This is a genomic window from Pseudonocardia sp. EC080619-01 (assembly GCF_001420995.1).
In the GTDB taxonomy this organism is placed as follows: Bacteria; Actinomycetota; Actinomycetes; order Mycobacteriales; family Pseudonocardiaceae; genus Pseudonocardia.
Genome location: NZ_CP012184.1, coordinates 5,309,621 through 5,334,070 on the forward strand (window position 1 = coordinate 5,309,621; position 24,450 = coordinate 5,334,070).

General features: G+C 73.5%; 22 protein-coding genes and 1 pseudogene. 12 read left to right on the forward strand and 11 right to left on the reverse strand.

Going from position 1 to position 24,450, the window contains the following annotated elements:
• Window positions 1-146: 146 nt before the first annotated feature.
• From AD017_RS24880 to mptB, 3 genes are read right to left on the reverse strand one after another with little or no spacing between them, the layout of a single operon-like run.
• Window positions 147-926: an ABC transporter permease gene (locus AD017_RS24880; protein ID WP_060575735.1), complete on the reverse strand. Its 780-nt coding sequence runs from the start codon at window positions 924-926 to the stop codon at window positions 147-149.
• A complete protein-coding gene (locus AD017_RS36545; RefSeq protein ID WP_029240031.1) occupies window positions 923-1,834 on the reverse strand; it encodes an ABC transporter ATP-binding protein in 912 nt (303 codons plus the stop codon). Before AD017_RS36545 ends, AD017_RS24880 begins: the two co-directional genes overlap by 4 nt.
• Window positions 1,831-3,447 carry a polyprenol phosphomannose-dependent alpha 1,6 mannosyltransferase MptB gene (gene mptB, locus AD017_RS36550; protein ID WP_060575736.1) on the reverse strand — a complete coding sequence of 539 codons (1,617 nt, stop codon included), beginning with the start codon at window positions 3,445-3,447 and terminating at the stop codon, window positions 1,831-1,833. Before mptB ends, AD017_RS36545 begins: the two co-directional genes overlap by 4 nt.
• Window positions 3,448-3,700: 253 nt before the next feature.
• On the opposite strand from mptB, the pseudogene AD017_RS24895 reads away from it, so the two are divergent.
• The 7 genes and pseudogenes from AD017_RS24895 to AD017_RS24925 all read left to right on the forward strand — a co-directional run.
• Window positions 3,701-4,375, forward strand: a pseudogene (locus AD017_RS24895) (helix-turn-helix transcriptional regulator); the annotation flags it as partial.
• Window positions 4,376-4,658: 283 nt separating this feature from the next.
• Window positions 4,659-6,095, forward strand: coding sequence for a Fe-S cluster assembly protein SufB (gene sufB, locus AD017_RS24900; protein WP_029240032.1), 1,437 nt, complete (start codon window positions 4,659-4,661; stop codon window positions 6,093-6,095).
• The gene (gene sufD, locus AD017_RS24905; protein WP_029240033.1) at window positions 6,092-7,279 is read left to right on the forward strand and encodes a Fe-S cluster assembly protein SufD; all 1,188 of its coding nucleotides are present in this window, start codon (window positions 6,092-6,094) and stop codon (window positions 7,277-7,279) included. The genes sufB and sufD overlap by 4 nt, the downstream gene beginning before the upstream one ends.
• 52 nt (window positions 7,280-7,331) lie before the next feature.
• A complete protein-coding gene (gene sufC / locus AD017_RS24910; RefSeq protein ID WP_010242190.1) occupies window positions 7,332-8,096 on the forward strand; it encodes a Fe-S cluster assembly ATPase SufC in 765 nt (254 codons plus the stop codon).
• 1 nt (window position 8,097) lies between these two features.
• Complete coding sequence (locus tag AD017_RS24915) at window positions 8,098-9,402, forward strand: cysteine desulfurase (protein WP_060575737.1); 1,305 nt, start codon at window positions 8,098-8,100, stop codon at window positions 9,400-9,402.
• 2 nt (window positions 9,403-9,404) lie between these two features.
• Window positions 9,405-9,881, forward strand: coding sequence for a Fe-S cluster assembly sulfur transfer protein SufU (gene sufU, locus AD017_RS24920; protein WP_050802560.1), 477 nt, complete (start codon window positions 9,405-9,407; stop codon window positions 9,879-9,881).
• Window positions 9,878-10,288, forward strand: a complete 411-nt coding sequence (locus AD017_RS24925; protein ID WP_010242198.1) for a metal-sulfur cluster assembly factor — start codon at window positions 9,878-9,880, stop codon at window positions 10,286-10,288. Before sufU ends, AD017_RS24925 begins: the two co-directional genes overlap by 4 nt.
• A 78-nt stretch (window positions 10,289-10,366) precedes the next feature.
• On the opposite strand, the gene AD017_RS24930 is transcribed toward AD017_RS24925, so the two are convergent.
• The 5 genes from AD017_RS24930 to AD017_RS24950 form a co-directional block, all read right to left on the reverse strand.
• Window positions 10,367-11,206, reverse strand: coding sequence for an arylamine N-acetyltransferase (locus tag AD017_RS24930; RefSeq protein ID WP_082398916.1), 840 nt, complete (start codon window positions 11,204-11,206; stop codon window positions 10,367-10,369).
• Window positions 11,207-11,247: 41 nt separating this feature from the next.
• Complete coding sequence (locus AD017_RS24935) at window positions 11,248-12,300, reverse strand: adenylate/guanylate cyclase domain-containing protein (protein ID WP_010242205.1); 1,053 nt, start codon at window positions 12,298-12,300, stop codon at window positions 11,248-11,250.
• 3 nt (window positions 12,301-12,303) lie between these two features.
• Window positions 12,304-12,753: a universal stress protein gene (locus tag AD017_RS24940; protein ID WP_010242208.1), complete on the reverse strand. Its 450-nt coding sequence runs from the start codon at window positions 12,751-12,753 to the stop codon at window positions 12,304-12,306.
• A gap of 116 nt (window positions 12,754-12,869) precedes the next feature.
• Complete coding sequence (locus AD017_RS24945) at window positions 12,870-14,129, reverse strand: lycopene cyclase family protein (protein WP_060575739.1); 1,260 nt, start codon at window positions 14,127-14,129, stop codon at window positions 12,870-12,872.
• Window positions 14,126-14,905, reverse strand: a complete 780-nt coding sequence (locus tag AD017_RS24950) for an SDR family oxidoreductase (RefSeq protein WP_060575740.1) — start codon at window positions 14,903-14,905, stop codon at window positions 14,126-14,128. Before AD017_RS24950 ends, AD017_RS24945 begins: the two co-directional genes overlap by 4 nt.
• A 149-nt stretch (window positions 14,906-15,054) precedes the next feature.
• On the opposite strand from AD017_RS24950, the gene AD017_RS24955 reads away from it, so the two are divergent.
• The 3 genes from AD017_RS24955 (at window position 15,055) to AD017_RS24965 (ending at window position 19,306) form a co-directional block, all read left to right on the forward strand.
• Entirely contained in the window at window positions 15,055-16,677 is a 1,623-nt protein-coding gene (locus AD017_RS24955) for an ABC-F family ATP-binding cassette domain-containing protein (RefSeq protein WP_060575741.1), read from the forward strand.
• A 325-nt stretch (window positions 16,678-17,002) separates the two neighbouring features.
• Complete coding sequence (locus tag AD017_RS24960; RefSeq protein WP_010240451.1) at window positions 17,003-17,212, forward strand: helix-turn-helix domain-containing protein; 210 nt, start codon at window positions 17,003-17,005, stop codon at window positions 17,210-17,212.
• A gap of 225 nt (window positions 17,213-17,437) precedes the next feature.
• Window positions 17,438-19,306 (forward strand): ABC transporter ATP-binding protein, encoded by a 1,869-nt coding sequence (locus AD017_RS24965; protein WP_010240453.1) that lies wholly within the window; start codon window positions 17,438-17,440, stop codon window positions 19,304-19,306.
• A 3-nt stretch (window positions 19,307-19,309) separates the two neighbouring features.
• On the opposite strand, the gene AD017_RS24970 is transcribed toward AD017_RS24965, so the two are convergent.
• From AD017_RS24970 to AD017_RS24980, 3 genes are read right to left on the reverse strand one after another with little or no spacing between them, the layout of a single operon-like run.
• Complete coding sequence (locus AD017_RS24970; protein ID WP_060575742.1) at window positions 19,310-19,936, reverse strand: DAK2 domain-containing protein; 627 nt, start codon at window positions 19,934-19,936, stop codon at window positions 19,310-19,312.
• Window positions 19,933-20,961 carry a dihydroxyacetone kinase subunit DhaK gene (locus AD017_RS24975; RefSeq protein ID WP_010240456.1) on the reverse strand — a complete coding sequence of 343 codons (1,029 nt, stop codon included), beginning with the start codon at window positions 20,959-20,961 and terminating at the stop codon, window positions 19,933-19,935. The genes AD017_RS24970 and AD017_RS24975 overlap by 4 nt, the downstream gene beginning before the upstream one ends.
• Window positions 20,962-20,996: 35 nt before the next feature.
• The gene (locus AD017_RS24980; RefSeq protein WP_010240459.1) at window positions 20,997-21,572 is read right to left on the reverse strand and encodes a TetR/AcrR family transcriptional regulator; all 576 of its coding nucleotides are present in this window, start codon (window positions 21,570-21,572) and stop codon (window positions 20,997-20,999) included.
• A 123-nt stretch (window positions 21,573-21,695) separates the two neighbouring features.
• On the opposite strand from AD017_RS24980, the gene egtA reads away from it, so the two are divergent.
• Both egtA and egtB read left to right on the forward strand, forming a co-directional pair.
• Entirely contained in the window at window positions 21,696-23,090 is a 1,395-nt protein-coding gene (gene egtA, locus AD017_RS24985) for an ergothioneine biosynthesis glutamate--cysteine ligase EgtA (RefSeq protein WP_227012577.1), read from the forward strand.
• Window positions 23,087-24,448: an ergothioneine biosynthesis protein EgtB gene (gene egtB, locus AD017_RS24990; protein WP_060575743.1), complete on the forward strand. Its 1,362-nt coding sequence runs from the start codon at window positions 23,087-23,089 to the stop codon at window positions 24,446-24,448. The genes egtA and egtB overlap by 4 nt, the downstream gene beginning before the upstream one ends.
• The last annotated feature ends 2 nt before the right edge of the window (window positions 24,449-24,450 follow it).

Below are 24,450 nucleotides of genomic sequence, written 5' to 3' on the forward strand. Positions count from 1 at the left end.
CCCGTCGAGCGTGGCAGCGCCCGATTCGTCATGCCTGTGCCAGAAGTCAGGATCGCCCGAGCCCGGCCGGTGGTCACGGATCCGGAAGCGTCGCGGCCGTGTCCGGCCGGTTCCCTTCCCGATCCGTGATCAGCGGGGTGGTCGGGTCAGCGCCAGCGCACGGTGCGGGCCGCCACCAGCCCGGCCACGACGGCCCACCCGGCGAGGACGAGCAGCGGCCCGGCGGGCGGGAACTCACCCGCCCCGAGCGCGGCACGCAGCGCCTCGGCCAGTGCCCCGGACGGCAGCCAGGCGGCCACCACCGACAGCGGCCCTGGCAGGTCCGCCACCGGTACCACGATCCCGCCGGCCAGCAGCAGTACGAACCACACGACGTTGGCGACGGCGAGCACGATCTCGGCCCGCAGCGTGCCGCCCACCAGGATCCCGAGCGCCCCGAATGCGGCCGCACCGAGGAGCACGGCCAGCACGACGCCGTCGAGCCGGGCGCCGGCCGGTGACCAGCCGAGCGCGAGGGCCAGGATCCCGAGCAGCACCACCTGGACGACGACGACCGCGGCGACCGCCGCCAGCCGGCCGCAGACCAGCAGCCAGCGCGGCAGCGCGGTCGCGGCGAGCCGGCGCAGCGCGCCGTAGCGCCGGTCGAAACCGAGCGCGATCGCCTGGCTGGTGAACGCCGAGCTCATCACGGCCAGCGCGAGCATCGACGCGAGGACCCAGTCCACCCGCGGCTCCGGCGCCGGGATCGCGGGCACCAGGGTCAGCGCGGCGAGCAGCGCGGCCGGGATGAGCAGGGTGAGCAGCACCTGCTCGGCGTTGCGCAGGGCGAGCCGGGTCTCCAGCCCGCCCTGGGCCCGCAGCATCGTCAGGGTGTTGCCGCGCCCCGGGTCGGGGGCGAAGGTGCCTGCGGGGAACCGTTCGGTCACGAGCGCAGCTCCCGTCCGGTCAGGTCGAGGAAGACGTCCTCGAGGCTGCGGCGCACCACCTGGACGTCGTCGGCCATCACGCCCTGGTCGGCGCACCACGAGGTGATCGCGGCGAGCGCGCGGGGGTCGATCCGGCCGCGGACCCGGTACCGGCCGGGCGCGGTCTCGGTGGTCGCGTACCCGGCGGGCAGCCGGGCGTCGAGCCCCCGGGTGTACATCCCGGGCCGGGCCCGGAAACGCAGCTCGGTCTGGTCGCCCGCGGTGAGCTGGGCGGGGGAGCCGTGTGCGACGACGGTGCCCCGGTCGAGGATCACCACGTCGTCGGCGAGCTGCTCGGCCTCGTCCATCAGGTGTGTCGTGAGCAGGACGCCGACCCCGTCGCGGCGCAGCGCCCGCACCAGGTCCCACACGAGGTGCCGGGCCTGCGGGTCCAGCCCCGCGGTCGGCTCGTCGAGGAACACGAGTTCCGGGCGCCCGACGACGGCGCAGGCCAGCGCGAGCCGCTGCTGCTCGCCACCGGAGAGCCGCTTGAACGGGGTCGCGGCCCGCGGTCGCAGGCCGAGGACGTCGAGCAGGTAGTTCGCGTCGATCGGGTGTGCCGCGCAGGCCTCGACCAGGTGCAGCATCTCGCCGGTGCGCACGGCCGGATAGGCGCCGCCCCCCTGGGGCATCGCGCCCACCCGGGGGCGGACCGCGTCGTCGTCGGGCGCGTGGCCGAACACCGTGACCTGCCCGGCGGAGGGGCGCCGGAAACCGGTGCACACCTCGACGGTGCTCGACTTCCCGGCACCGTTCGGGCCGAGCAGGGCGAGCACCTCCCCGCGGGCGAGATCGAGGTCGATCCCGGCCACCGCCGTCGTCGTGCCGTAGCGGACCACCAGCCCGCGGACCTCCAGCGCGGCGTTCACGGGACCGGCACCGGGGTCGGGTCCGGCTCCGCGGGCGCCCGCAGCCACCGCCGGACGACGAGGAGGGACAGCGCGAACATCACCAGCGACGCGACGATGGCCAGCGGCAGCTGGAACGCGCGGAAGATGAAGTCGGCACCGGTCGGCGGCACGACGAGCGCGAGGAACGCCGAGAGCACCAGCATCGCCCGCCGGTAGCGGGGCATCGCCCGGGTCGCGACCAGCGGCAGGAGCGCCCAGAACAGGTACCACGGGTGCACGACGGGCCCGAGGAGCACCACGGCGCCGAGCCCGGCACCGGTCCCGGTGACCGGGTCGAGTCGCCCGCGCAGGCAGGCGAGCAGCAGCACCACGACGACGATCACCATCGGCACCACGAACAGGCCGCGTGCGATGGCGAGGGTGGCGTCGGTGTGGTCTCCGAGCCCGAGCACCCGCCCGATCTGCCCGGAGAGCAGGCCGACGTCGGTGCTGACCGACATCCAGCTGAGGATCTCGCTGGGCGCGGACAGGCCGCGCAGCCAGTTGAAGCCGAGCGTGGTGATCGCACTGAAGAACGTGAAGACCACCGCGGCGACGGCGGTGAGCCAGCTGATCATCACGGCCCAGTCGACCACCCGTCCGCCACGTTGCCGGACCAGGTACACACCGACGAAGCCGAGCGCGAGCAGCGCGGGCAGCTTCACCGACGCCGCGGCCACGATCAGCGCCGCTCCGAGTGTGATCCGCCATGGTGACCGGACGCCCTCGTCCTTGCCGAGCATCACGTGCAGGCCGACCAGCATCAGCGGAATCATGATCGACTCGTTGTGGATGCCGCTGACCATGTGGAACAGCACCAGCGGGTTCGCGGCGCCGAGCCAGAGCACGAGACCGGCGTCGAGGTCGAACCGCTTCGCCAGCCGCGGCAGCACCCAGACCAGCATCGCGACGCCGGCCAGCGCCAGGATCCGGTGCTGGAAGATCCCGAGGACGACGTCGTCGCCGCTGAACGCGGTGATCACCCGGCCGAGCCCGAGGAACAGCGGGCCGTAGGGCGCCGGGGTGTCCCGCCAGATCGTCGGGATGCCTCGGGTCAGCGGGTCGTCGACGCCGAGTGCCTGCGCCGGGCCGATCGTGTACGGGTCGATCCCGCGGGCGAGCGTCGCGCTCTGTGCCAGGTAGCTGTAGATGTCCTTCGAGAACATCGGCGGGGCGAGCGCGAGCGGGATCCCCCAGAGCAGCGCCGTGCGGGTGAGCTCACGCCGCTCGGGTGCCGGGTGCTTCGCGCCGCGGGCCGTCAGCATCCGGGCGATCCACAGCCATGCCGTGACGACCATCAGCAGCCCGGCGTAGGTCACGGCGATCGCCAGGGTCACGTTGCGGGCGGGCAGCCCGATCAGCCGCAGGCCGTTCATCGGGTGCGGTGCCGGGAAGGCGCCGGACCCCAGCGCGCTGATCCCCATCAGGATCGCGCCCGTCAGCCCCATGATCCGCGCGATGCGTGCCTGCTCGCGCAGCCCGCGCCGGGCGGTCCGCGGCGGGTCGGCGCCGGGTCCGGACGAGCCGGGCGCCGGCGCCGCTCGCGTGGAGGAGTCGTCGCGCCCGGGTGGGGCGACCTCGGGCGTCACCATGACCCAGCAGGTTAGTGGGGCGGCTTCCGGGCCCGGGGCCCCGGTCCTCACCGGCCGCGACCGTCCGGACGGGTGAGCCGCGTCACGACGAACGGGGGCCGGTTTTGCCCCCCGCCGGGATATCCGCAACACTGGTGTTGTGAAAACGAACCGGACGGCGCAGACGCGCACGGACCCCGCCTGCGGGCACGGGTCCGACGCGGTGCTGCCCGCGTCCGGTAGCGGGACCCGGGCCGCGGTGGCCCGGGTGCTCATGGAGCAGGGGCCGGTCACGGCCGCCGTCGTGGCGGCCGAGCTGGAGCTCACCGAGGCCGCCGTGCGGCGGCACCTGGACGCGCTCATCGCCGACGGCGAGGCCGAGGTCCGGGCACCCGTACGGTCCGCCCGCCCCCGCGGGCGCGGCCGTCCGGCGAAGGAGTACCTGCTGACCGACGCGGGCCGGGTCCGCTTCGGGCACGGTTACGACGACCTGGCCACGTCGGCCCTGCGCTTCCTCGCCGAGGCGGCGGGGGACGACGCGGTGGACGCGTTCGCGCGCCGCCGCGTGCACGACCTGCTGGGCACCGAGATCACCGAGGTGGTCTCCGCCGGTGACCCGCAGGACCGCGCCGAGGTGCTGGCCCGGGTGCTGAGCGCCCGTGGCTACGCTGCGCAGACGCGCCGGGGCGGGTTCGGGGTGCAGCTGTGCCAGCACCACTGCCCGGTGGCGCACGTCGCCGCCGAGTTCCCGGAGCTCTGCGAGGCCGAGACGAAGGCGTTCGCCGAGCTGCTGGGCACCCACGTGCAGCGGCTGGCGACGATCGCACGCGGCGACGCCGCGTGCACCACACACGTCCCGCTCGAGGATCCCGAACTCCGCGCGCGGGCACGGCAGGGGGAGCGGGAGAAGGTGCCGACCCCCCGCGCCGCAGCTCCACGACCAGCAGGTTGGTCGCGGAGCGTGCAGGAGAACTCGGCGCTACCGTCCCGCGCCGTAGATCCGCAACCAGCAGGTTGGTCGCGGAGCGTGCAGGAGAACTCGGTGTCGGAGTCCCGCGCCGTAGATCCGCAACCAGCAGGTTGGTCGCGGAGCGTGCAAGAGAACTCGGCGCCGCCGTCCCGCGCCGTAGATCCGCAACCAGCTGCTTGGCTGCGGAAGATGCAAGAAGAAGAAGGCCCCGCCGAAGGCGGGACCATCTCCCACCACGGTCCCCGAAAGGGAGGCAGTCCGTATGACGACCACTCCTGAAGTGCGCACCGAGCTCACCCAGGAGGAGACGATCGCGGCGCTCGGCCGGTACGACTTCGGCTGGGCCGACTCCGACGAGGCGGGTGCCATCGCGAAGCGTGGCCTCTCCTCGGAGGTCGTCGCCGACATCTCCCGCCTCAAGGACGAGCCCGAGTGGATGCTCGAGTTCCGGCAGAAGGCGCTCGACATCTTCGGCAAGAAGCCGATGCCGCGCTGGGGCTCGGACCTGTCCGGGATCGACTTCGACAACATCAAGTACTTCGTGCGGTCCACGGAGAAGCAGGCCACCTCCTGGGAGGACCTGCCCGAGGACATCAAGAACACCTACGACAAGCTGGGCATCCCCGAGGCGGAGAAGGCCCGCCTGGTCGCCGGTGTCGCCGCGCAGTACGAGTCCGAGGTCGTCTACCACCAGATCCGCGAGGACCTGGAGGAGCAGGGCGTGGTGTTCCTGGACACCGACACCGCCCTCAAGGAGCACCCGGAGCTGTTCAAGGAGTACTTCGGCTCGGTGATCCCGAGCGGGGACAACAAGTTCTCCGCGCTGAACTCGGCCGTCTGGTCGGGTGGCTCCTTCATCTACGTGCCGCCGGGCGTGCACGTCGACATCCCGCTGCAGGCCTACTTCCGGATCAACACCGAGAACATGGGTCAGTTCGAGCGGACGCTGATCATCGTCGACGAGGGCGCCTACGTGCACTACGTCGAGGGCTGCACCGCGCCGATCTACAAGACGGACTCGCTGCACTCGGCCGTGGTGGAGATCGTGGTGAAGAAGGGCGGCCGTTGCCGCTACACCACGATCCAGAACTGGTCGAACAACGTCTACAACCTGGTCACCAAGCGCGCCAAGGCCGAGGAGGGCGCGACCATGGAGTGGGTCGACGGCAACCTCGGTTCCAAGGTGACCATGAAGTACCCGGCCGTGTGGCTGATGGGCGAGCACGCCAAGGGTGAGGTCCTCTCGATCGCGTTCGCGGGCGAGGGCCAGCACCAGGACGCCGGCGCGAAGATGGTCCACCTGGCGCCGAACACGTCGTCGTCGATCATCTCGAAGTCGGTGGCGCGCGGCGGCGGCCGGACGTCCTACCGCGGCCTGATCCAGGTCAACCCGCGTGCGAAGAACTCCCGTTCGACGGTGAAGTGTGACGCGCTGCTGGTGGACACGATCTCGCGGTCGGACACGTACCCCTACGTCGACATCCGCAACGACGACGTGTCGATGGGGCACGAGGCCACCGTCTCGAAGGTCTCGGACGACCAGCTCTTCTACCTGATGAGCCGCGGTCTGACCGAGGACGAGGCGATGGCGATGGTGGTGCGCGGGTTCGTCGAGCCGATCGCCCGCGAGCTGCCCATGGAGTACGCGCTGGAGCTGAACCGGCTGATCGAGCTGCAGATGGAGGGTTCCGTCGGATGACGTCGGATGTTGCTGGCCTCGCCCCCGAGCTGAAGGGGGCCAAGGAGGGCCAGGGTGAGGTGCCGATCGCCTCGGCCGGCGAGCGGTTCCAGTCCTTCGACGTCGAGGCCTTCGAGGTTCCCGGCGGTCGCGAGGAGAACTGGCGGTTCACCCCGATGCGCAGGCTCAAGGGCCTGCACGACGGGTCCGCCGACCTGCAGGGCTCGGCGAAGGTCTCGGTGACCGAGACCGCCGGGGTCACCACGGAGACGGTCGGCCGCGGCGACGCACGGCTCGGCGAGGGCGGCGTGCCCTTCGACCGGGTCGCCGCCGCGGCGTGGTCCGGCTTCACCGAGGCCACGGTGGTGACGCTGGACGGCGAGAAGCTCGACCCGGTGACGATCACCGTCGAGGGCCCCGGTGCGGGCGCGACGGCGGCCGGCCACCTGCACATCCGCACCACCCCGCACACGCAGGCGACGGTCGTCGTCGAGCACCGGGGTTCGGGTGTGCTGGCCGACAACACCGAGGTCGTCCTCGGCGACGGCTCCCGGCTGACCCTGGTGGTCACCGAGGAGTGGGCCGACGACGCCGTGCACGTCGGCGCCGAGCACTACAACGTCGGCCGTGACGCCACGCTGCGCGCGACCGCCGTCCAGCTCGGCGGCGACCTGGTCCGGGTGTCGTCGACGATCCGGTACGCGGGTCCCGGCGGGGACGCCGAGCTGCTCGGCCTGGGCTTCACCGACGCCGGGCAGCACCTCGAGCAGCGGCTGCTCGTGGACCACGCGGTCCCGAACTGCAAGTCGAACGTGCTGTACAAGAACGCGCTGCAGAGCGACTCGAAGGACTCCGCGCACGTGGTGTGGATCGGCGACGTGCTGATCCGGGCCGCGGCGGAGAACACCGAGACGTTCGAGTTCAACCGGAACCTGGTGCTCACCGAGCACGCCCGTGCCGACTCGGTCCCGAACCTCGAGATCGAGACCGGCGAGATCGTGAGCGCCGGTCACGCGAGCGCGACCGGCCGGTTCGACGACGAGCAGCTGTTCTACCTGCGCAGCCGCGGCATCCCCGAGGACCAGGCCCGGCGACTCGTCGTCCGGGGCTTCTTCGGCGAGATCCTGAACAAGATCACCCTCCCCGAGCTGCGCGAGCGCCTCGAGGCGGCCGTCGAGGCCGAGCTGGCCATCACGGGCGCCTGAGCGCAACCGGCGAAGCGACCATCGGGCACTGCGACCACCACGGAAAGAGAAGATGTCCACTCTGGAGATCAAGGACCTGCACGCCTCGGTCGAGACCGAGGACGGTCCCAAGGAGATCCTGCGCGGGGTGAACCTCACCGTCCGCGCGGGCGAGACGCACGCGATCATGGGTCCGAACGGCTCGGGCAAGTCGACGCTGGCCTACGCCGTCGCCGGCCACCCGAAGTACACGATCACCTCCGGCGAGGTGCTCCTGGACGGCGAGAACGTCCTGGACATGGCGGTCGACGAGCGGGCCCGTGCCGGCCTGTTCCTCGCCATGCAGTACCCGGTCGAGGTCCCGGGCGTGTCGATGGCGAACTTCCTGCGCTCGGCCGCCACCGCGGTCCGCGGCGAGGCGCCGAAGCTGCGCACCTGGGTCAAGGAGGTCAAGGAGGCGATGTCCGACCTGGACATCTCCGCCGAGTTCGCCGACCGCTCGGTGAACGAGGGCTTCTCCGGCGGTGAGAAGAAGCGCCACGAGGTGCTGCAGCTCGGCCTGCTGAACCCGAAGATCGCCGTCCTGGACGAGACCGACTCCGGCCTCGACGTCGACGCCCTGCGCGTCGTCTCCGAGGGTGTGAACCGGTACCGCGAGGGTGGCGAGACCGGCGTGCTGCTGATCACGCACTACACGCGGATCCTGAACCACATCAAGCCCGACCGGGTGCACGTGTTCGCCGGTGGCCGCATCGTCGAGTCCGGCGGTCCGGAGCTGGCCGACGAGCTCGAGAAGAACGGCTACGTCCGGTTCACCCAGGCTGCCGCGGCGGTCTGACATGACCTTCACCCACGGAACCGGGACCACGGCCGGCCTCGACGCCGACGCCGTGGCCCGGGTCCGGGCGGACTTCCCGATCCTCGGGCGCACCGTGCGCGAGGACAAGCCGCTGGTCTACCTCGACTCCGGCGCGACGTCGCAGCGTCCGCGCCAGGTGCTCGACGCCGAGCGCACGTTCCTGGAGCGGCACAACGCCGCCGTCCACCGGGGCGCGCACCAGCTGGCCGAGGAGGCCACGGACGCCTACGAGTCCGCCCGGGCACGTATCGCGGCGTTCGTCGGCGCGAGCGTCGACGAGGTCGTGTTCGTCAAGAACGCCACCGAGGGTGTCAACCTGGTCGCCTACGGGATCGGCAACGCGTCGGTCCGGGACGGCCTCGGCCCGGAGTCCGAGCGGTTCGCGCTCGGTCCCGGCGACGAGGTCGTGATCACCGAGCTGGAGCACCACGCGAACCTGGTGCCCTGGCAGGAGCTGTGCCGGCGGACCGGGGCGACCCTGCGCTGGTACTCCGTCACCGACGAGGGTCGGATCGACCTCGACTCGCTCGAGCTCTCGGACCGCACCAAGGTCGTCGCCTTCACCCACCAGTCCAACGTGACCGGCGCCGTCGCGCCGGTGGCGCAGCTGGTGGAGCGGGCGAAGGCGGTCGGCGCGCTGACGGTGCTCGACGCGTGCCAGTCCGTCCCGCACATGCCGGTGGACCTGCACGCGCTCGGCGTCGACTTCGCGGTGTTCTCCGGGCACAAGATGCTCGGACCCTCCGGCGTCGGTGTCCTCTGGGGCCGCCGGGAGCTGCTGGAGGCGCTGCCGCCGTTCCTCACCGGCGGGTCGATGATCGAGCTGGTGCGGATGGAGGGCTCCACCTACGCCCCGCCGCCGCAGAAGTTCGAGGCGGGCGTGCCGATGACGTCGCAGGCCGTCGGCCTCGGTGCGGCCGTCGACTACCTCGAGGCGATCGGGATGGACGCGGTGGCGGCGCACGAGGCGTCGCTCACGGCGGCCGCCCTGGAGCAGCTGCCGGCGATCGACGGGCTGCGGATCATCGGTCCGCCCGGGGCGGAGCTGCGCGGGGGAGCGGTGTCGTTCCTGGTGGACGGCATCCACGCGCACGACCTGTCCCAGGTGCTCGACGACCGCGGCGTCGCGATCCGGGTCGGCCACCACTGCGCGTGGCCGCTGCACCGGCGGTTCGGGATCGTCGCGTCCGCGCGGGCGTCGTTCGCGGTGTACAACACGGTGGACGAGGTCGAGGCGCTGGCCGACGGCATCCGGGCCGCCCAGAAGTTCTTCGGGACGGTGTGATCGTGCAGCTCCAGCAGATGTACCAGGAGATCATCCTGGACCACTACCGCGACCCGCACGGGTCCGGCCTGCGCGAGCCGTACGACGCCGAGACCCACCACGTGAACCCCACCTGCGGGGACGAGGTCACGTTGCGGGTCAAGGTCGACGGCGGGACGGTCACCGACGTGTCCTACGAGACGCTCGGCTGCTCGATCAGCCAGGCGTCGGTGTCGGTGCTGCACGATCTCGTCGCCGGACGCCCGGTGGGCGAGGCGTGGAAGATGATGGCCGCGTTCCAGGAGATGGCGCAGGGGCGGGGCCAGGTCGAGCCCGACGAGGACGTGATCGGCGACGGTGTCGCCTTCGCCGGCGTCGCGAAGTACCCGGCACGGGTGAAGTGCGCTCTACTGGGGTGGATGGCGTTCAAGGACGCCGTGTCCCGCACCGACGCAGTGTTGCCCGATCCGACCAGCGAGACGGAGGGTTCTCCGGCATGAGCGAGACGACCGAACAGCAGAACACCGAGACCGAGGACGTCGTCCGCGGCGCGGCCGGGATGCCCGAGCCTCCGGCGAGCACCGAGGGTGCGTCCGTCGAGGAGCTCGAGGAGGCGATGAAGGACGTCGTCGACCCCGAGCTGGGCATCAACGTCGTCGACCTGGGTCTCGTCTACGGCATCGACCGGGACGGCGACACCGCGGTGGTCGACATGACGCTGACGTCGGCGGCGTGCCCGCTGACCGACGTCATCGAGGAGCAGACCCGCTCCGCGCTGACCGCCGGTCCGGACGGCGGCCTGGTGTCCGACATCCGCATCAACTGGGTCTGGATGCCGCCGTGGGGCCCGGAGAAGATCACCGAGGACGGCCGCGAGCAGCTGCGCGCCCTCGGGTTCCGGGTCTGACACCGGTACCGACCTGACACGACGATCGGGCCGGACCCCCGCGCGGGGGTCCGGCCCGGCGTGTGTCCGGGCACGGGCTCAGGAGAAGTGCACCTCGCGGATCCGGTCCTCCAGGCGGGGCACGCCGGAAGTGTCGATCCCGAAGCGGTCCTCCAGGACGTCGACGACCTCGGCCGGTGAGGTCAGCTCGCGACGCTCGGTGGGTCCGCCGACGTACCGGACGGTGTGGTGGGTCCCGTCGAGGGTCGCGCGGTGGTCGTCCGCGGAGCGGGCGGCGGTGAGCCCGTTGCGGAACCCCGAGTCCGGGTGGTGGACGAGGTACCAGGAGCCCATCGCGTAGTCGACGTCCGGCGTCGGGACGAGGTCGAAGTCGTACTGGGTGACCCAGTCGCCGGACCCGCGCCGTTGCAGCCGCCACCCGCCGTCGTCGCCGCGGAGGTAGCGGTGATCGGCGTGCGGGGTGGGCTGCACGGTGCCGCCGACGAGCCGCAGCGGCGTGGTCGGCACGGTCCCGCCGAAGCCGGCGTCGGCGACGAACGTGCCCTCGCCGGTCGCGACCAGCGTCAGCCGGTGCGTGCGTGAGGTGGCGGGGGCGTCGTCGCCGAGCCCGATGCGGACCCGGCCGACCAGCGGGGTGACCTGGTACCCGAGGTCGCGCAGGACGTCGTGCAGGAGGCGGTTGTGCTCGAAGCACCAGCCCCCGCGACGGCCGTGCACCAGTTTCGCGGCGACGCCGTCGCCGTCGACGGGCGGTTCGACCCCGGTGAAGGGGTCGAGGTTCTCGAACGGGATGGCCGCGACGTGGGCGCGCACGATCCGGGTGAGCAGCGCCAGGTCCGGCGGCCCCGGTGCGACGCCGATGCGGTCGAGGTAGGCCGCCATGGTGGGTGGGGCGCCGGTCGCGCTGGTTGTCGCCATGGCCGTGAGCCTGCCGCCTGAACCGGGCTGCAGGTCAAGCCTCAGCGTTCCCGGGCACCGCGCAGGGCCCAGGCCCGCAGGTGGGTGTAGCCGCGGGTGTGGAGGGTCGCGATCCGCCGCAGGTCGAACCGCGGGTCGTCGCGCAGGGCCTCGTGCATCTCCCGGTCCACCAGCACGGTGTCCGGCCGGGCCTCGGAGGTGAGCCGGGCGGCGACGTTGACGACCTCGCCGTAGACGTCGCCGTAGCGGGACAGGACCATGCCGTGCGCGATCCCGATCCGCAGCTGCGGCAGCGACGGCTCGGTCCGCACCCGGTCCCGGAGACCGAGCGCGATCGCGGCGGCGTCGGCCGGGTGCTCGGTCACGTAGAGGACCTCGTCGCCGACCGTCTTCACGATGCGCCCGCGCCCGTTGGCGATCACCTCGTTGGTGGCCGCGCCGAACCGCTCCACCATCTCGCCGAGCTCGTCCATGGTGCGGCGCCGGGTGGTGCGGGTGAAGCCCACCATGTCGGCGAACCCCACCGACAACGGCCAGGTGTCCGCGACCATGGTCTCGGCGTCGGAGCGCTGCGCGCCGGCCGTCCACCGCGAGGCCGTCGCCGCCAGGTGCCGCCGCCACACGTACGCCTGCAGGTGCTCCAGCTCGGGCAGGACGTCCGCCGCGACCTGGGCGGCCGCGCGCGGGGTCAGCTCACCGGTGTAGGTGGCGGCGATCTGCGCGAGCATCCCGATCTGCCACTCGGCGAGCCGGGACAGCGACTGCGCGACCGCGCGGGCCACGGCCTCCCGGGCGCCGGGATCGGGCAGCCAGTCCCGGCTCAGCGCTCGGACCTTGCGTGCCGCGTCGAGATCGGCGCGGGTGAACATCCGCTCGTCCGGGTCGGAGTCCGGGAAGCCCATCGCGCGCCACAGGCGCCCGGACTCCTCCGGGTCGAGACCCGTCATCTCGACGAGCTCGTCCCGGGTGAACTCCCGGGGCGCACCGAGGATGAGCTCGTCGAGGACGGCGTCCGGGAGCTCGCTCCAGTCGATCGACGCAGGATCCGGCAGCTCCGTGCGTTCCCGGTCGTCGCCGGGCGAGGTGTCCGACACCGCTCAGGTGGTGTGCACGACCAGGACGTCGACACCGGCCCGGCGGGTCGCGTCGGCCGGGACCGAGCCGAGCAGGCGCCCGGAGAAGGTGTTCAGGCCACGGTTGCCGATGACGAGCAGGTCCGCGTGGTGGTCCTTGACCGCCTTGCGCAGCACGTCGACCGGAGCACCGTCCTCGGCGTGCGTGCTGACGTTGGCAGCACCCACCTTCGCGGCCCGGTCGGCGGCCTCGCGGAGCGCCTCCTCGGCAGGTGTCCAGCCGGTGACGAGGTAGGCCTCGTCCTTCAGGGCGTCCTCCGCCGCGGCGGTGTCCTCGCGGCTCGCCGGGGTGTAGGCCGACACGATGACGAGGGTGGCGCCGCTGTCGGCGGCGACCCCGGCGGCACGCTCGACGGCGGCGAACGAGGTGGACGAGCCGTCGGTGCCGACGACGATGGTCTGGTAAGCGGGCATGGGCCACCTCCGGGTGGGGAGCGGACCACCCCGGTTCCGCGCCGCAGGCGGTCCTCTGCACTGAGTCGTTCGACGCTACTACTGGTACCCGTTCAACTGATCATGAGGGCGGCGGGTCACCGTCCTTTCGGGTGAAACGGTGCCGCGGAGCGGAGCATGTGCCACCTGACCGGTGCGGTGGCGGCCCCGAACACCCCCGCCATCCCGGCGAGGGTCCCGGGCAGGTCGTCGCGGCCGGTGAGGAACGCCCGTCCGCGGCGTCCGGTGAAGAAGGCGTCGAAGAACGCCGGCACCAGACCGGCCGGCAGGTCGAGCACGGTCCGCAGCCCGTGCCGTCGCAGCCGGTGCACCAGGCGGGCCGACCGTGACCAGAGCAGCCGGTGCGCGGCCGTCGTGGCGCGGGCCGGGTCGTCCGGGAGGTGCCGGGCGAGGACGTCGGCGACCGCCGGAGCGAGCCGCAGTGCGGGGGCGACGCTGAACCCGGTGGCCGGGTGCACCAGCGGTGTCGCGGCGCCGAACGGCAGCGGGTGGCGTGGCCCGCGCGGGGTGTCGACGGGGAAGCGCACCCGCTCGACCGGCGCGTCCCCGGGCACGACGACGCCGAGCGCGTCCAGCCGTGCGGCCAGCCGGTCCCGCAGTTCCGGCAGCGGCAGCCCGGGCCGCCGCGCCAGCGAGGTCTCCTCCAGGAGGACGGAGCCGTCGCCGTAGGGGACGGCGTAGAGGAACGTCGGCCAGTCGGTCCATCCCGCGGGGGGCTCGGTGGCGGGGGAGCGCCAGTCCATGAACACGGCCTCGCCCGGTGCGACGACCGGTGCGGCCGCCGCCTCCGGGACGACGACGCCGTAGGCGGTCTGCTCGGCCCGGGTCCCGGCCGCCGGGCGGAGCCGGGACGGCGCGCCCGTCGCGTCGGCGACGAGCGCGGAGGTGACGTGCCCGGTGCCGGTGCCGGTGCCGGTGCCTGCGCCGGTGCCCCGGAGCCGGACCCGGTACCCGTCCGGCCCGGGGCGGACGTCGCCGTCGTCGGCGCGGCCGGACAGCACGGTGACGCCGGTCAGTCCTGCGTCCAGGTGCGCGCGCAGCCCCCCGGTGTCCAGCACCAGGTACGGACCGAGATCGCGGGTGCCACCGTCCCCCGGGACGACGACGCGCGCCGGCGGCCGGGCGGCGACCGCGGACTCCGGGAGACCGGGGGGAAGCTCCTCCGGCCAGGCGCAGTAGGTCGCCGTCCAGGGCCGGTCCGGCGCGGGGTCGGCGAGCGCGGTGCGCAGGCCGCGGGCCGCGCAGGCGCCTGCCAGCGCCCGACCGGCCGGACCGCCGCCGAGCACGAGGACGTCGACCTCGCACCCGCTCGGCGGACGGTCGCCGGGTGAGGTCACGCGTGGCGGCCCGTGGCGAGGCTGCCGCCGTCGATCCGCAGGGTCTCCCCGGTGATCCAGGACGCGGCGTCGGACACCAGGAACGCGACGGCCTCGGCGACGTCGGCGGGCACCCCGAGCCGCTTGAGCGGGTAGGTCGCGGCGACCCCCTCCTCGTCGTGCGCGTACAGCGCCTCGGCGAAGCGGGTCTTCACCACCGCGGGCGCGACGGCGTTGACCCGGATCCCGGGGCCGAGCTGCCCGGCGAGATCCTCGGTGATCTTGATCAGGGCGGCCTTCGACGCCCCGTACGCCGCGATCGCGCCGGCCGGCCGCAGCCCGCCGACGGAGGCGACGTTCACCACCGAGCCGCCGTGGGTGCCCAGCCAGGCCCGGTGTGCCTCCTGGACGAAGCCGAGCGCGGCGACGACGTTGACGTCGAAGACCTTCCGGACGGCGTCGAGGTCGGCCTCGACCAGCGGCCCGTAGTGCGGGTTGGTCCCGGCGTTGTTGACCAGGACGTCGAGGGAGCCGAACGCCGCGACCGTCCGGTCGACGGCGTCGGTGCGGTGCGCGGCGTCGCCCGCGTTGCCCGCCACCGCGAGGACCCGGTCCGGGCCGGCCCCGGTCTCCGCCGCGAGGGAGGCGGCCGCCGCCTCCAGCTCAGGGACCTTGCGACCGGTGACCGTGACGGACGCGCCACGGGCGAGCAGGCCGGCCGCGATGCCGTAACCGATGCCGCGCGAGGCGCCGGTGACCAGCGCCGCACGGCCGGACAGGGAGGTGAGATCGGTCATGGCGACCGACCCTACGTGGGGAAACCGTTCGACCGGGCCGGTAGCCTTGGCGCGTGGTCCTGATCGAGTAGCCGGCGCACCGGGCACCGCCGTGCCCGCAGCCCGTCCTCTCAGCGCCGCCCTCCGCACTCCGTCTGGAGCTTCTTCACGTGATCACCGCGACCGACCTCGAACTGCGTGCCGGGTCCCGCATCCTGCTCTCCGGGGCGAACCTGCGCATCCAGCCCGGCGACCGGATCGGCCTCGTCGGCCGCAACGGCGCAGGCAAGACCACCTCGATGCGCGTCCTGGCGGGGGAGGGTGAGCCCTACTCGGGCGACATCGCGTCGAACTCGCCGGTCGGCTACCTCCCGCAGGACCCGCGCGAGGGTGACCTGTCGGTCACCGCGAAGGACCGGGTGCTGTCGGCCCGCGGCCTGGACACGCTGCTGGCCAAGATGGAGAAGGCCCAGACGGCGATGGCCGAGCTGGTCGACGGCCCGGAGAACGAGAAGGTCGTCCGCGAGTACGGCCGCCTCGAGGAGCGGTTCTCCGCACTCGGCGGCTACGCGGCGGAGTCCGAGGCCGCGCGGATCTGCACCCACCTCGGCCTGCCGGACCGGGTGCTCGCCCAGCCGATGCGCACCCTGTCCGGTGGCCAGCGCCGCCGGGTGGAGCTGGCCCGGATCCTGTTCGCGGCCTCCGACGGCGGCTCCCAGTCGGCGACGACGCTGCTGCTCGACGAGCCGACGAACCACCTCGACGCCGACTCGATCACCTGGCTGCGCGGGTTCCTGCAGAACCACGAGGGCGGGCTCGTCGTGATCAGCCACGACACCGACCTGCTGGCCGCGGTCGTCAACAAGGTCTGGTTCCTCGACGCCACCCGCGGCGAGGCCGACCAGTACAACATGGACTGGAAGCGGTACCTCGAGGCGCGGGCGACCGACGAGAAGCGCCGCCGCCGGGAGCGTGCGAACGCCGAGAAGAAGGCGTCCGCGCTGCACACCCAGGCCGCGAAGATGGGTGCGAAGGCCACCAAGGCCGTCGCCGCGAAGAACATGGCCCGCCGGGCCGACCAGCTGCTCGCCGGGCTCGACGAGGAGCGCCAGGACGACCGGGTCGCGAAGATCCGGTTCCCCATCCCGGCGCCCTGCGGCCGGACGCCGATGACGGCCGAGGGGCTGTCCAAGGCGTACGGCTCGCTGGAGGTGTTCACCGGCGTCGACCTCGCGGTGGACCGCGGGTCGAAGGTCGTCGTGCTGGGCCTCAACGGCGCGGGCAAGACGACGCTGCTGCGCCTGCTCGCCGGCACCGAGACGCCGGACGCGGGTGACGTCGTCCCCGGGCACGGGCTGCGGACCGGCTACTTCGCCCAGGAGCACGACACGCTCGACATGGACGCCAGCGTCTGGGACAACATCCGGCACGCCTCGCCGCACGCCCACGAGCAGCAGCTGCGCACGCTGCTGGGGTCGTTCATGTTCTCCGGCGAGCAGCTCGACCAGCCGGCCGGGACGCTGTCCGGCGGCGAGCGCACCCGGCTCGCGCTGGCCGGGCTGGTGTCGTCCGCGGCGAACGTGCTGCTGCTCGACGAGCCGACGAACAACCTGGACCCGGCCAGCCGGGAGCAGGTGCTCGACGCACTGCGCCGGTTCGAGGGCTCCGTGGTGCTGGTGACGCACGACCCGGGCGCGGTCGAGGCGCTGGAGCCGGACCGGGTGATCGTGCTCCCGGACGGCACCGAGGACCACTGGTCGGCGGAGTACCTGGAGCTCGTCCAGCTCGCGTGACGGCCGGACCGGTGATCACCCACCGGTCGTCGCACGGCGTCGTGATCACCCGACCGGAGCATCGCGATCATGGATGGTGACCGCTCCTGTGATGATCGGGTTCTACCCATTGTCCGCTACAGATTCCATCGGGTGACGTGGTTCTGCTGATCGATCTACCCGTGTTCGACCGGTCACTGATCGGTATGCGCCGTTTGGGGTAACCGCTCACCGATCTCGTTTTCCGCGTTCTGGCCAGAAATCATCATCTGGATCATCATGGCCTGATCGTCGCGCCGGATGCGGCGGTCCGCGGGGGCATCCGCGGTGGGGATGAGGAGGGCCCATGGCCGAGTTGAAGAAGGGCGCCCGGATCACCGGGACGCAGCGGGGGAAACTCGCCGCGGATCTGAAGAAGAAGTACGAGAAGGGCGCCAGCATCCGCTCGCTCGCCGAGCAGACCGGTCGCTCGTACGGATTCGTGCACCGCGTTCTCTCCGAGACCGGAGTGACGCTGCGCGGGCGCGGAGGCGCCACGCGCACCAAGAAGAAGTAGCACCCGCGGCGGCGCGCGCCGGGCACGGCGCGCGCCGGGCACGGCGCGCGCCCAGGAACGACCTCCGGCGACGCCGTCGACCGGGCCCGCGACACGGGCCCGGGGCGGCGTCGTCGTCCGTCCGGCACCGGTCGCCGCGCCGGGCGTCCCGCGTCGTCGTAACGTGGACCTTCGCCGTCCACCACCGGCGAAAGGGACACACCGTTGGATCGCCCGCTCACCCTGATGCGCGGAGTCGTCCGGGGAGCGGACTCGACGTCCATCCGCCGTGGCTCCATCGCGGAGGGCACCTGGCCCCGCATCTGGGCCTTCGTCCGCCCGTACAAGCGCTGGCTGCTGGCCTACCTGGCGCTGACCACCGTCACCGCGGTGATCGGTGTCGTCACGCCGCTGCTGGCCGGCCGGGTGGTCAACACCATCGTCGACGCGAACCGTCTCCCGGACGCCGCCCGGGTGATCATCGTGATCGCCGCGGGCATCGCCGGGATGGCGGTGCTGGAGGCGGTCGTCGGGCTCGCCGGCCGCTGGTTCTCCTCCCGGCTCGGCGAGGGACTGATCGAGGACCTGCGGGTCGCGGTGTTCTCGCACGTGCAGGCGATGCCGCTGGCGTTCTTCGCCCGCACCCGCACAGGCGCGCTGGTCAGCAGGCTGAACAACGACGTCATCGGCGCCCAGACCGCGATCACCGGCACGCTGTCGACGGTGCTGTCCAACAGCATCCAGCTGGTCCTGGCCGTCGCCGTGATGATCGGGCTCGCCTGGCAGGTCACCGTGCTGGCGATGCTGTTGCTGCCGATCTTCGTGCTCCCCGCCCGCCGGATGGGCATCTGGCTCGCGGAGCTGCGGCGGGAGGCCGCGGAGCTGAACGCGACCATGGGCAACCAGATGACCGAGCGGTTCTCCGCACCCGGCGCCACCCTGGTGAAGCTCTTCGGCGACCCCGGCGAGGAGGCGGCGGTCTTCCGCGGGCAGGTCGCCCGGGTCCGCGAGATCGGGGTCCGGTCGGCCATGGTCTCCCGGCTGTTCGTCACGGCCCTGCAGCTGGTGTCCGCGCTCGCCCAGGCCCTGATCTACGGGCTCGGCGGCTACCTGGCGGTGACCGGCGCGATCCCGCCCGGGACCGTCGTCGCGCTGGGGCTGCTGCTGACCCGGCTCTACACGCCGATGACGGCGCTGGCGAACGCCCGCGTCGACGTCATGACCGCGCTCGTCGCGTTCGAGCGCGTCTTCGAGGTGCTGGACCTCCGGCCGGCGATCACCGAGCGACCGCGGACCTCGCCGCTGCCCGCCGGCCCGGTCGACGTCCGGCTGCGCGACGTGCGGTTCACCTACCCGAGCGCCGAGGACGTCTCGCTGGCCTCGCTGGAGGAGGTGGCGGTGCTCGACCAGCGGACCAACACCGAGGTGCTGCACGGGGTGGACCTGCACATCCGCGGTGGCGGGCTGCTCGCGCTGGTCGGCACGTCCGGCGCCGGCAAGTCCACGCTGGCCTCGCTGGTCCCGCGGCTCTACGACGTCGGCTCCGGCGCCGTCGAGCTGGCCGGCGTCGACGTCCGCGACCTGAGCTTCGCCACCCTGCGCGGCGCGGTCGGCATGGTCACCCAGGACGGGCACCTGTTCCACGACACGATCGCCGGGAACCTGCGCTACGCCGCCCCGGACGCCACCGACGACGAGATGGTCGACGCGCTGCACCGGGCACGGCTGGGGGAGCTGCTCGCCCTGCTCCCCGACGGTCTCGCCACCGTCGTGGGGGAGCGCGGCTACCGGCTCTCCGGCGGTGAGCGCCAGCGGCTCACCATCGCCCGGCTGCTGCTCGCCCGGCCGCGGGTGGTGATCCTCGACGAGGCGACCGCGCACCTGGACTCCGAGTCCGAGGTCGCCGTCCAGGAGGCACTGACCGAGGCGCTCGCCGGGCGGACGGCGATCGTCATCGCGCACCGGCTGTCCACGGTGCGGGCGGCGGACCGGATCGCCGTCCTGGAGGCCGGGCAGGTCGTGGAGACCGGCACGCACGACGAGCTGCTGGCCGCCGGCGGCCGGTACGCCACCCTGCACCGGACCCAGTTCGCGCCGGAGGAGGCGCGGACGTAGCGCTCAGCCGAGGCCGGGCAGCGGCGGCGTGAGCGTGGCGTCCGGTTCGGCGACGCGCGCGATCGCCCAGAACAGCACGGCGACCCCGACCGCGCCCGGGTCGGGCTCGCCCTTGGCCCGCTCACCGACGTACGACGCCCGGCCGTGCCGTGCGGTGAGGTCGGCGGTCCCCTCGGCACCCTCACGGGCGGCGGTGGCGGCCGCGGCGACCCCGTCCCGGCCCAAGGCCGTGACGGCCGGGGCGAGGGCGTCGACCAGCGTCCGGTCGCCGACCTCGGCCTCGCCGACCCGCTGGATCGCGGTCAGCCCGGCCCGGGCGCCGGCGGCCAGCGCGGCGACGTCGTGGGTGCCGGGGGCGTGCGACGAGGTCAGGGACCGTGCGATCTCGGTGAACAGCAGCCCGAGCAGCGGGCCGCTCGTGCCCCCGACCTCGTCGAGGAACACCTCGCCGAGCGCGGAGAACCCGCGCCGCGGGCCCCGTTCGGCGAGCCGCACCGCGTGCCGGACCCCGGCCCGCAGGTTGTCGCCGAAGTCGCCGTCGCCGGAGTGCTGGTCGAGGTCGGTGAGCGCCCCGTGGCCGTCCTCGACGGCGCGGGCGAACCGGTCCAGCACGGCGTCCTGGTCGATCACCGGGCCACCTCCTCGTGCTGCCGCGGGAACGCGGCGGTCTCGGCGGGTGCGGCCCAGTGGTCCTTCCACGCGGGCTGCATCCGGGTCAGGGTCAGCGAGAACCCGGCCATGTCGAGGGCCGGGACGAACGTGCCCACCAGGAGCCCGGCGAGGTTCAGCCCGCGCTCCGCGAGCCCGGTGGCGGCGAGCTCGGCGAGCACGTACAGCTCGAGCAGCGCGGTGCCGCCCATGCCATTGACGACGAGGACGACGTCGCTGCTCGGCGGTCCGCCCACCTCGTCGGGCAGCCCGGCCACGATCTCGTCGAGCATCCGGGCGACGAGCTCCCCGGTGGGCGGGCGCGGGATCGAGCGCTGCGCCCGCTCGCCGTGGATGCCGACGCCGTAGTCGAGCTCGCCGTCGAGGGCGAACGCCGGTTCACCGGTCCGGGCGGAGGTCTGCGCCCGGGACGCGACGGCGAGGCTCCGCGAGGCGGCCGCGACGTCGGACCCGAGCGCGGCCAGCTCGGCCGCTCCGGCGCCGGCGTCGGCGGCCGCACCGAGGATCTTCTCCACGACGACGGTCGCACCGGTGCCGCGCCGCCCGGTGGCGGTGTCGAGGCCGTCGGTGGCGAGGTCGTCGTCGACGAGGACCCGGTGGACGTCGATCCCCTCCATGCGCAGCCGCTCGGCGGCGATGCCGAAGTTGATCCGGTCGCCGGTGTAGTTCTTGACGACGTGGATCACGCCCCCGGGGCCCGCGGCGGCGCGGGAGGCGTGCAGCACGGCCTTGTTGTGCGGTGAGGTGAACACCGGGCCGGGGGCGACGGCGTCGAGCATCCCGCGGCCGAGGAAGCCCGCGTGCAGCGGCTCGTGCCCGGAGCCGCCGCCGGAGACGAGGCCGACCCGCCTGCCGGGCGCGCGGTGCCGGGCGACCAGGTGGATCGGGTCCTCGCGCAGCTCGACGAGATCGGCGTGCGCCCGGGCGAACCCGCGGACGGCCACCGGTACCGGGTCGTCACCGGCCGGGTGGAAGGGGAACGGCATGCGCCCGATCATCCTGCCGCGCAGGCCGCGACGCATCAGGGGGTGTGGGCGGCGGCCCGGACCCCGTTCTCCACGACGTCCAGCACGGCGTCGAGGTCGTCGGCGGGCAGGCCCATCGCCAGGTGCGACACCAGGCCCTCCAGCACCAGCTCCAGGTACTGGGCGAGCACCGGCACCGGGACGTCGTCGCGCAGCGCGCCGGCCGCGGCCTGGCGTTCCAGCCGGGCCCGGGTCGCCGCGGTGAGCGCACCGGAGTGCTCCTGCCAGCGGGCCCGGAACTCCGGGTCGGTGCGCAGCCGCCGGGACACCTCCAGCCGGGTGCCCAGCCAGCTGCGGTCCGAGCGGTCGTCGAGCAGCTCGCGCATCACCTGCACCAGGCCCTGCTCGGCGACGACACCCGCCATCCGGCCGGCGTCGTCCTCGGCGAGCGCGAGGAACAGCGCCTCCTTGTCCCGGAAGTAGTGGAAGATCGCGCCGCGGGACAGCCCGGTGTACTGCTCCAGCCGGCGGACGGTCGCGCCCTCGTAGCCGTGGTCGGCGAAACAGGTGCGCGCGCCGTCCAGGATCTGCCGCCGTCGTGCGGCGAGCTGGTCCGTGCTGACGCGGGGCATGGGCACCAGTATTCCGTACGGTTGTCCGGCTTGCCGGGGGCCGTGACGGGCGCGTCCCGGGTGTGGCGATCCGGACCCGCCGACGACCTGCGATCGTCACACGGCAGGGGTAGCGTTTTCGTGGTGACCACGCACGAGGAGAGCACCGGCCGGGGCGACGGTGTGCTCCGGAGCCGGGCTGCGGCCGAGGCCTACATCGCCTCGGTCTGCTTCAAGCACGGGCCCCCCGCCCTGGTGGGCGTCGAGATCGAGTGGATGCTCCACCACCCTGACCGTCCGGCCGACCCCGTCGACCCGGACCTCCTGCGCACCGCGCTCGGTGCACACACCCCACCCGCCCTGGATCCCGCCTCGCACGGGCTGCCGCTGCCCGCCGGCGGTGTCGTCACCGTCGAGCCCGGTGGCCAGATCGAGATCTCCAGTGCCCCGTCGGACGGCCTCACCCCGCTGATCGGTGACGTGACCGCCGACGCCGCACACCTCCACGGACTCCTCGCCCGGTACGGGCTGCACCCGCACGCGCGCGCCGCGGACCCGGTCCGCCCCGCGCAGCGGCTCCTCGACCTCCCGCGCTACGCCGCGATGGAGTGCGTGTTCGACCAGGTCGGACCGCACGGCCGGAGCGGCATGTGCTCCACCTCCGCCGTCCAGGTCAGCCTCGACGCCGGTCCCGCCGACACGGTCGCCGACCGCTGGGCGGTGCTGCACGAGCTGGGCCCGGTGCTCCTCGCCGCGTTCGCGAACTCGCCGGTGCAGCACGGCCGCCGGACCGGCTGGAAGTCGTCCCGGCAGGCGTGCTGGCTCAGCCTGGACCCGTCCCGCACCGCGCCGCCGGAGCTCCTGGCCGCGGGGGAGGACCCGGCCGCCGCCTGGGCGCGGCGGGTCGTCGACACCCCGCTGCTCTGCGTCCGCGGAACCGGTTCCTGGGCGGTGCCGCCCGGGGTGACGTTCGCCGACTGGGCCTCCGGCGCGGTCCGCGACGGCATCCTCGCCCGGCCACCGACGCTCGCCGATCTCGACTACCACGTCTCGACCCTGTTCCCGCCGGTCCGCCCGCAGGGCCATCTCGAGGTCCGCTACGTCGACGGCCAGCCCGGCGACGACTGGGCGGTCCCGGCGGCGGTGCTGCTCGCGCTGACGTCGTCGGACGGGGTCGTCGATCGGGTCCGGGAGATCTGCGAGCCGGTGCGCGACGCGTGGGTGCCCGCGGCCCGCGACGCGCTCGCCGACCCGGCACTGGCCGCCGCCGCGGCCGCGCTGTTCCCGCTCGCCCACGAGGTCCTCGCCGCCGGCGGGCACCCCCTGACCACCGCGCCGGGGCCGCTGCTCGCCCGGTTGCGGGAGATCACCGAGCACCGGGTGCTGCGCGGCCGGTGCCCCGCCGACGACGTGTTCCCGCTGGAGGACGGCACCGCGGCGGCCGCCGCCGTCCCGTTCCCGGCCGGGCTCCACCTGGGCGACGTCCCGGGACCCCGCGAGACCGCCGAGCGCCACCGCATCGAGGAGGGTGTGCGATGACCGTCCAGCCGACCACCGGACCCGCCGTGCCCGGCGAGTCCCCGGAGGCGATGCGCGACCGCGTGGCCGCGCTGCTCGCCCGCTCCCGCGACCGCAGCACCGGCCTCACCGCACTCGACGACGCCGAGCTGCAGGCCCAGCACTCCCCGCTGATGTCCCCGCTGGTCTGGGACCTCGCCCACATCGGCTCCCAGGAGGAGCTGTGGCTGGTCCGCGACGTCGGCGGCCGTGAGCCGCTGCGCCCCGAGATCGACGGCCTGTACGACGCCTTCCAGCACACCCGCTCGTCCCGGGTGGAGCTACCGCTGCTCACCCCGGCCGAGGCCCGGCAGTACGTCGGGGAGGTCCGGGACAAGGCGCTCGACGCGCTGCACCGCAGCCCGCTGCGCGGCCGTCCGCTGGAGACCGACGGCTTCGCCTTCGGCATGATCGTCCAGCACGAGCAGCAGCACGACGAGACGATGCTCGCCACCCACCAGCTGCGCGACGGCACCCCGGTGCTCGACGCGCCGCCCCCGCCCCGCCCGGCGACACCGGCGACCCCGGGCGCCGAGGTGCTCGTCCCGGCGGGACCGTTCGAGATGGGCACCTCCGCGGAGCCGTGGGCGCTGGACAACGAGCGTCCTGCGCACACCGTCGACGTGCCGGCGTTCCTCATCGACGCCTACCCCGTCACGAACGGGCAGTACCTCGCGTTCGTCGATGCCGGTGGCTACGACGACCAGCGGCTCTGGACGGACACCGGCTGGGCGCACCGGCTCGCCGAGGACCTGACCGCGCCGCGGTTCTGGTCCCGCGACGCGGACGGCACCTGGTGGCGGCGCCGGTTCGGCGTCGTCGAGCGGGTCCTGCACGACGAGCCCGTCGTCCACGTGACCTTCCACGAGGCCCAGGCCTACGCCCGGTGGGCGGGCAGGAGGCTGCCCACCGAGACGGAGTGGGAGAAGGCCGCCCGGTTCGACCCGGCGACCGGCCGCTCCCGGCGCTTCCCCTGGGGCGACGACGAGCCGGCCGCGCGGCACGCCAACCTCGGGCAGCGGCACCTGCGGCCCGCGCCGGTCGGCGCCTACCCGGACGGCGCCTCCGCGCTGGGCGTGCACCAGCTGCTCGGCGACGTCTGGGAGTGGTGCGACTCCGGCTGGCACCCCTACCCGGGCTACCGGATGTACCCGTACCCCGAGTACTCCGAGGTGTTCTTCGGCAAGGACTACAAGGTCCTGCGCGGGGGATCGTTCGGCACCGACCCGGCCGCGGTGCGGGCCACGTTCCGCAACTGGGACCACCCGATCCGCCGGCAGATCTTCTCCGGGTTCCGGCTGGCGCGCGACGCCCGCCCGGCCGTCGACACCGCCCGCTGACG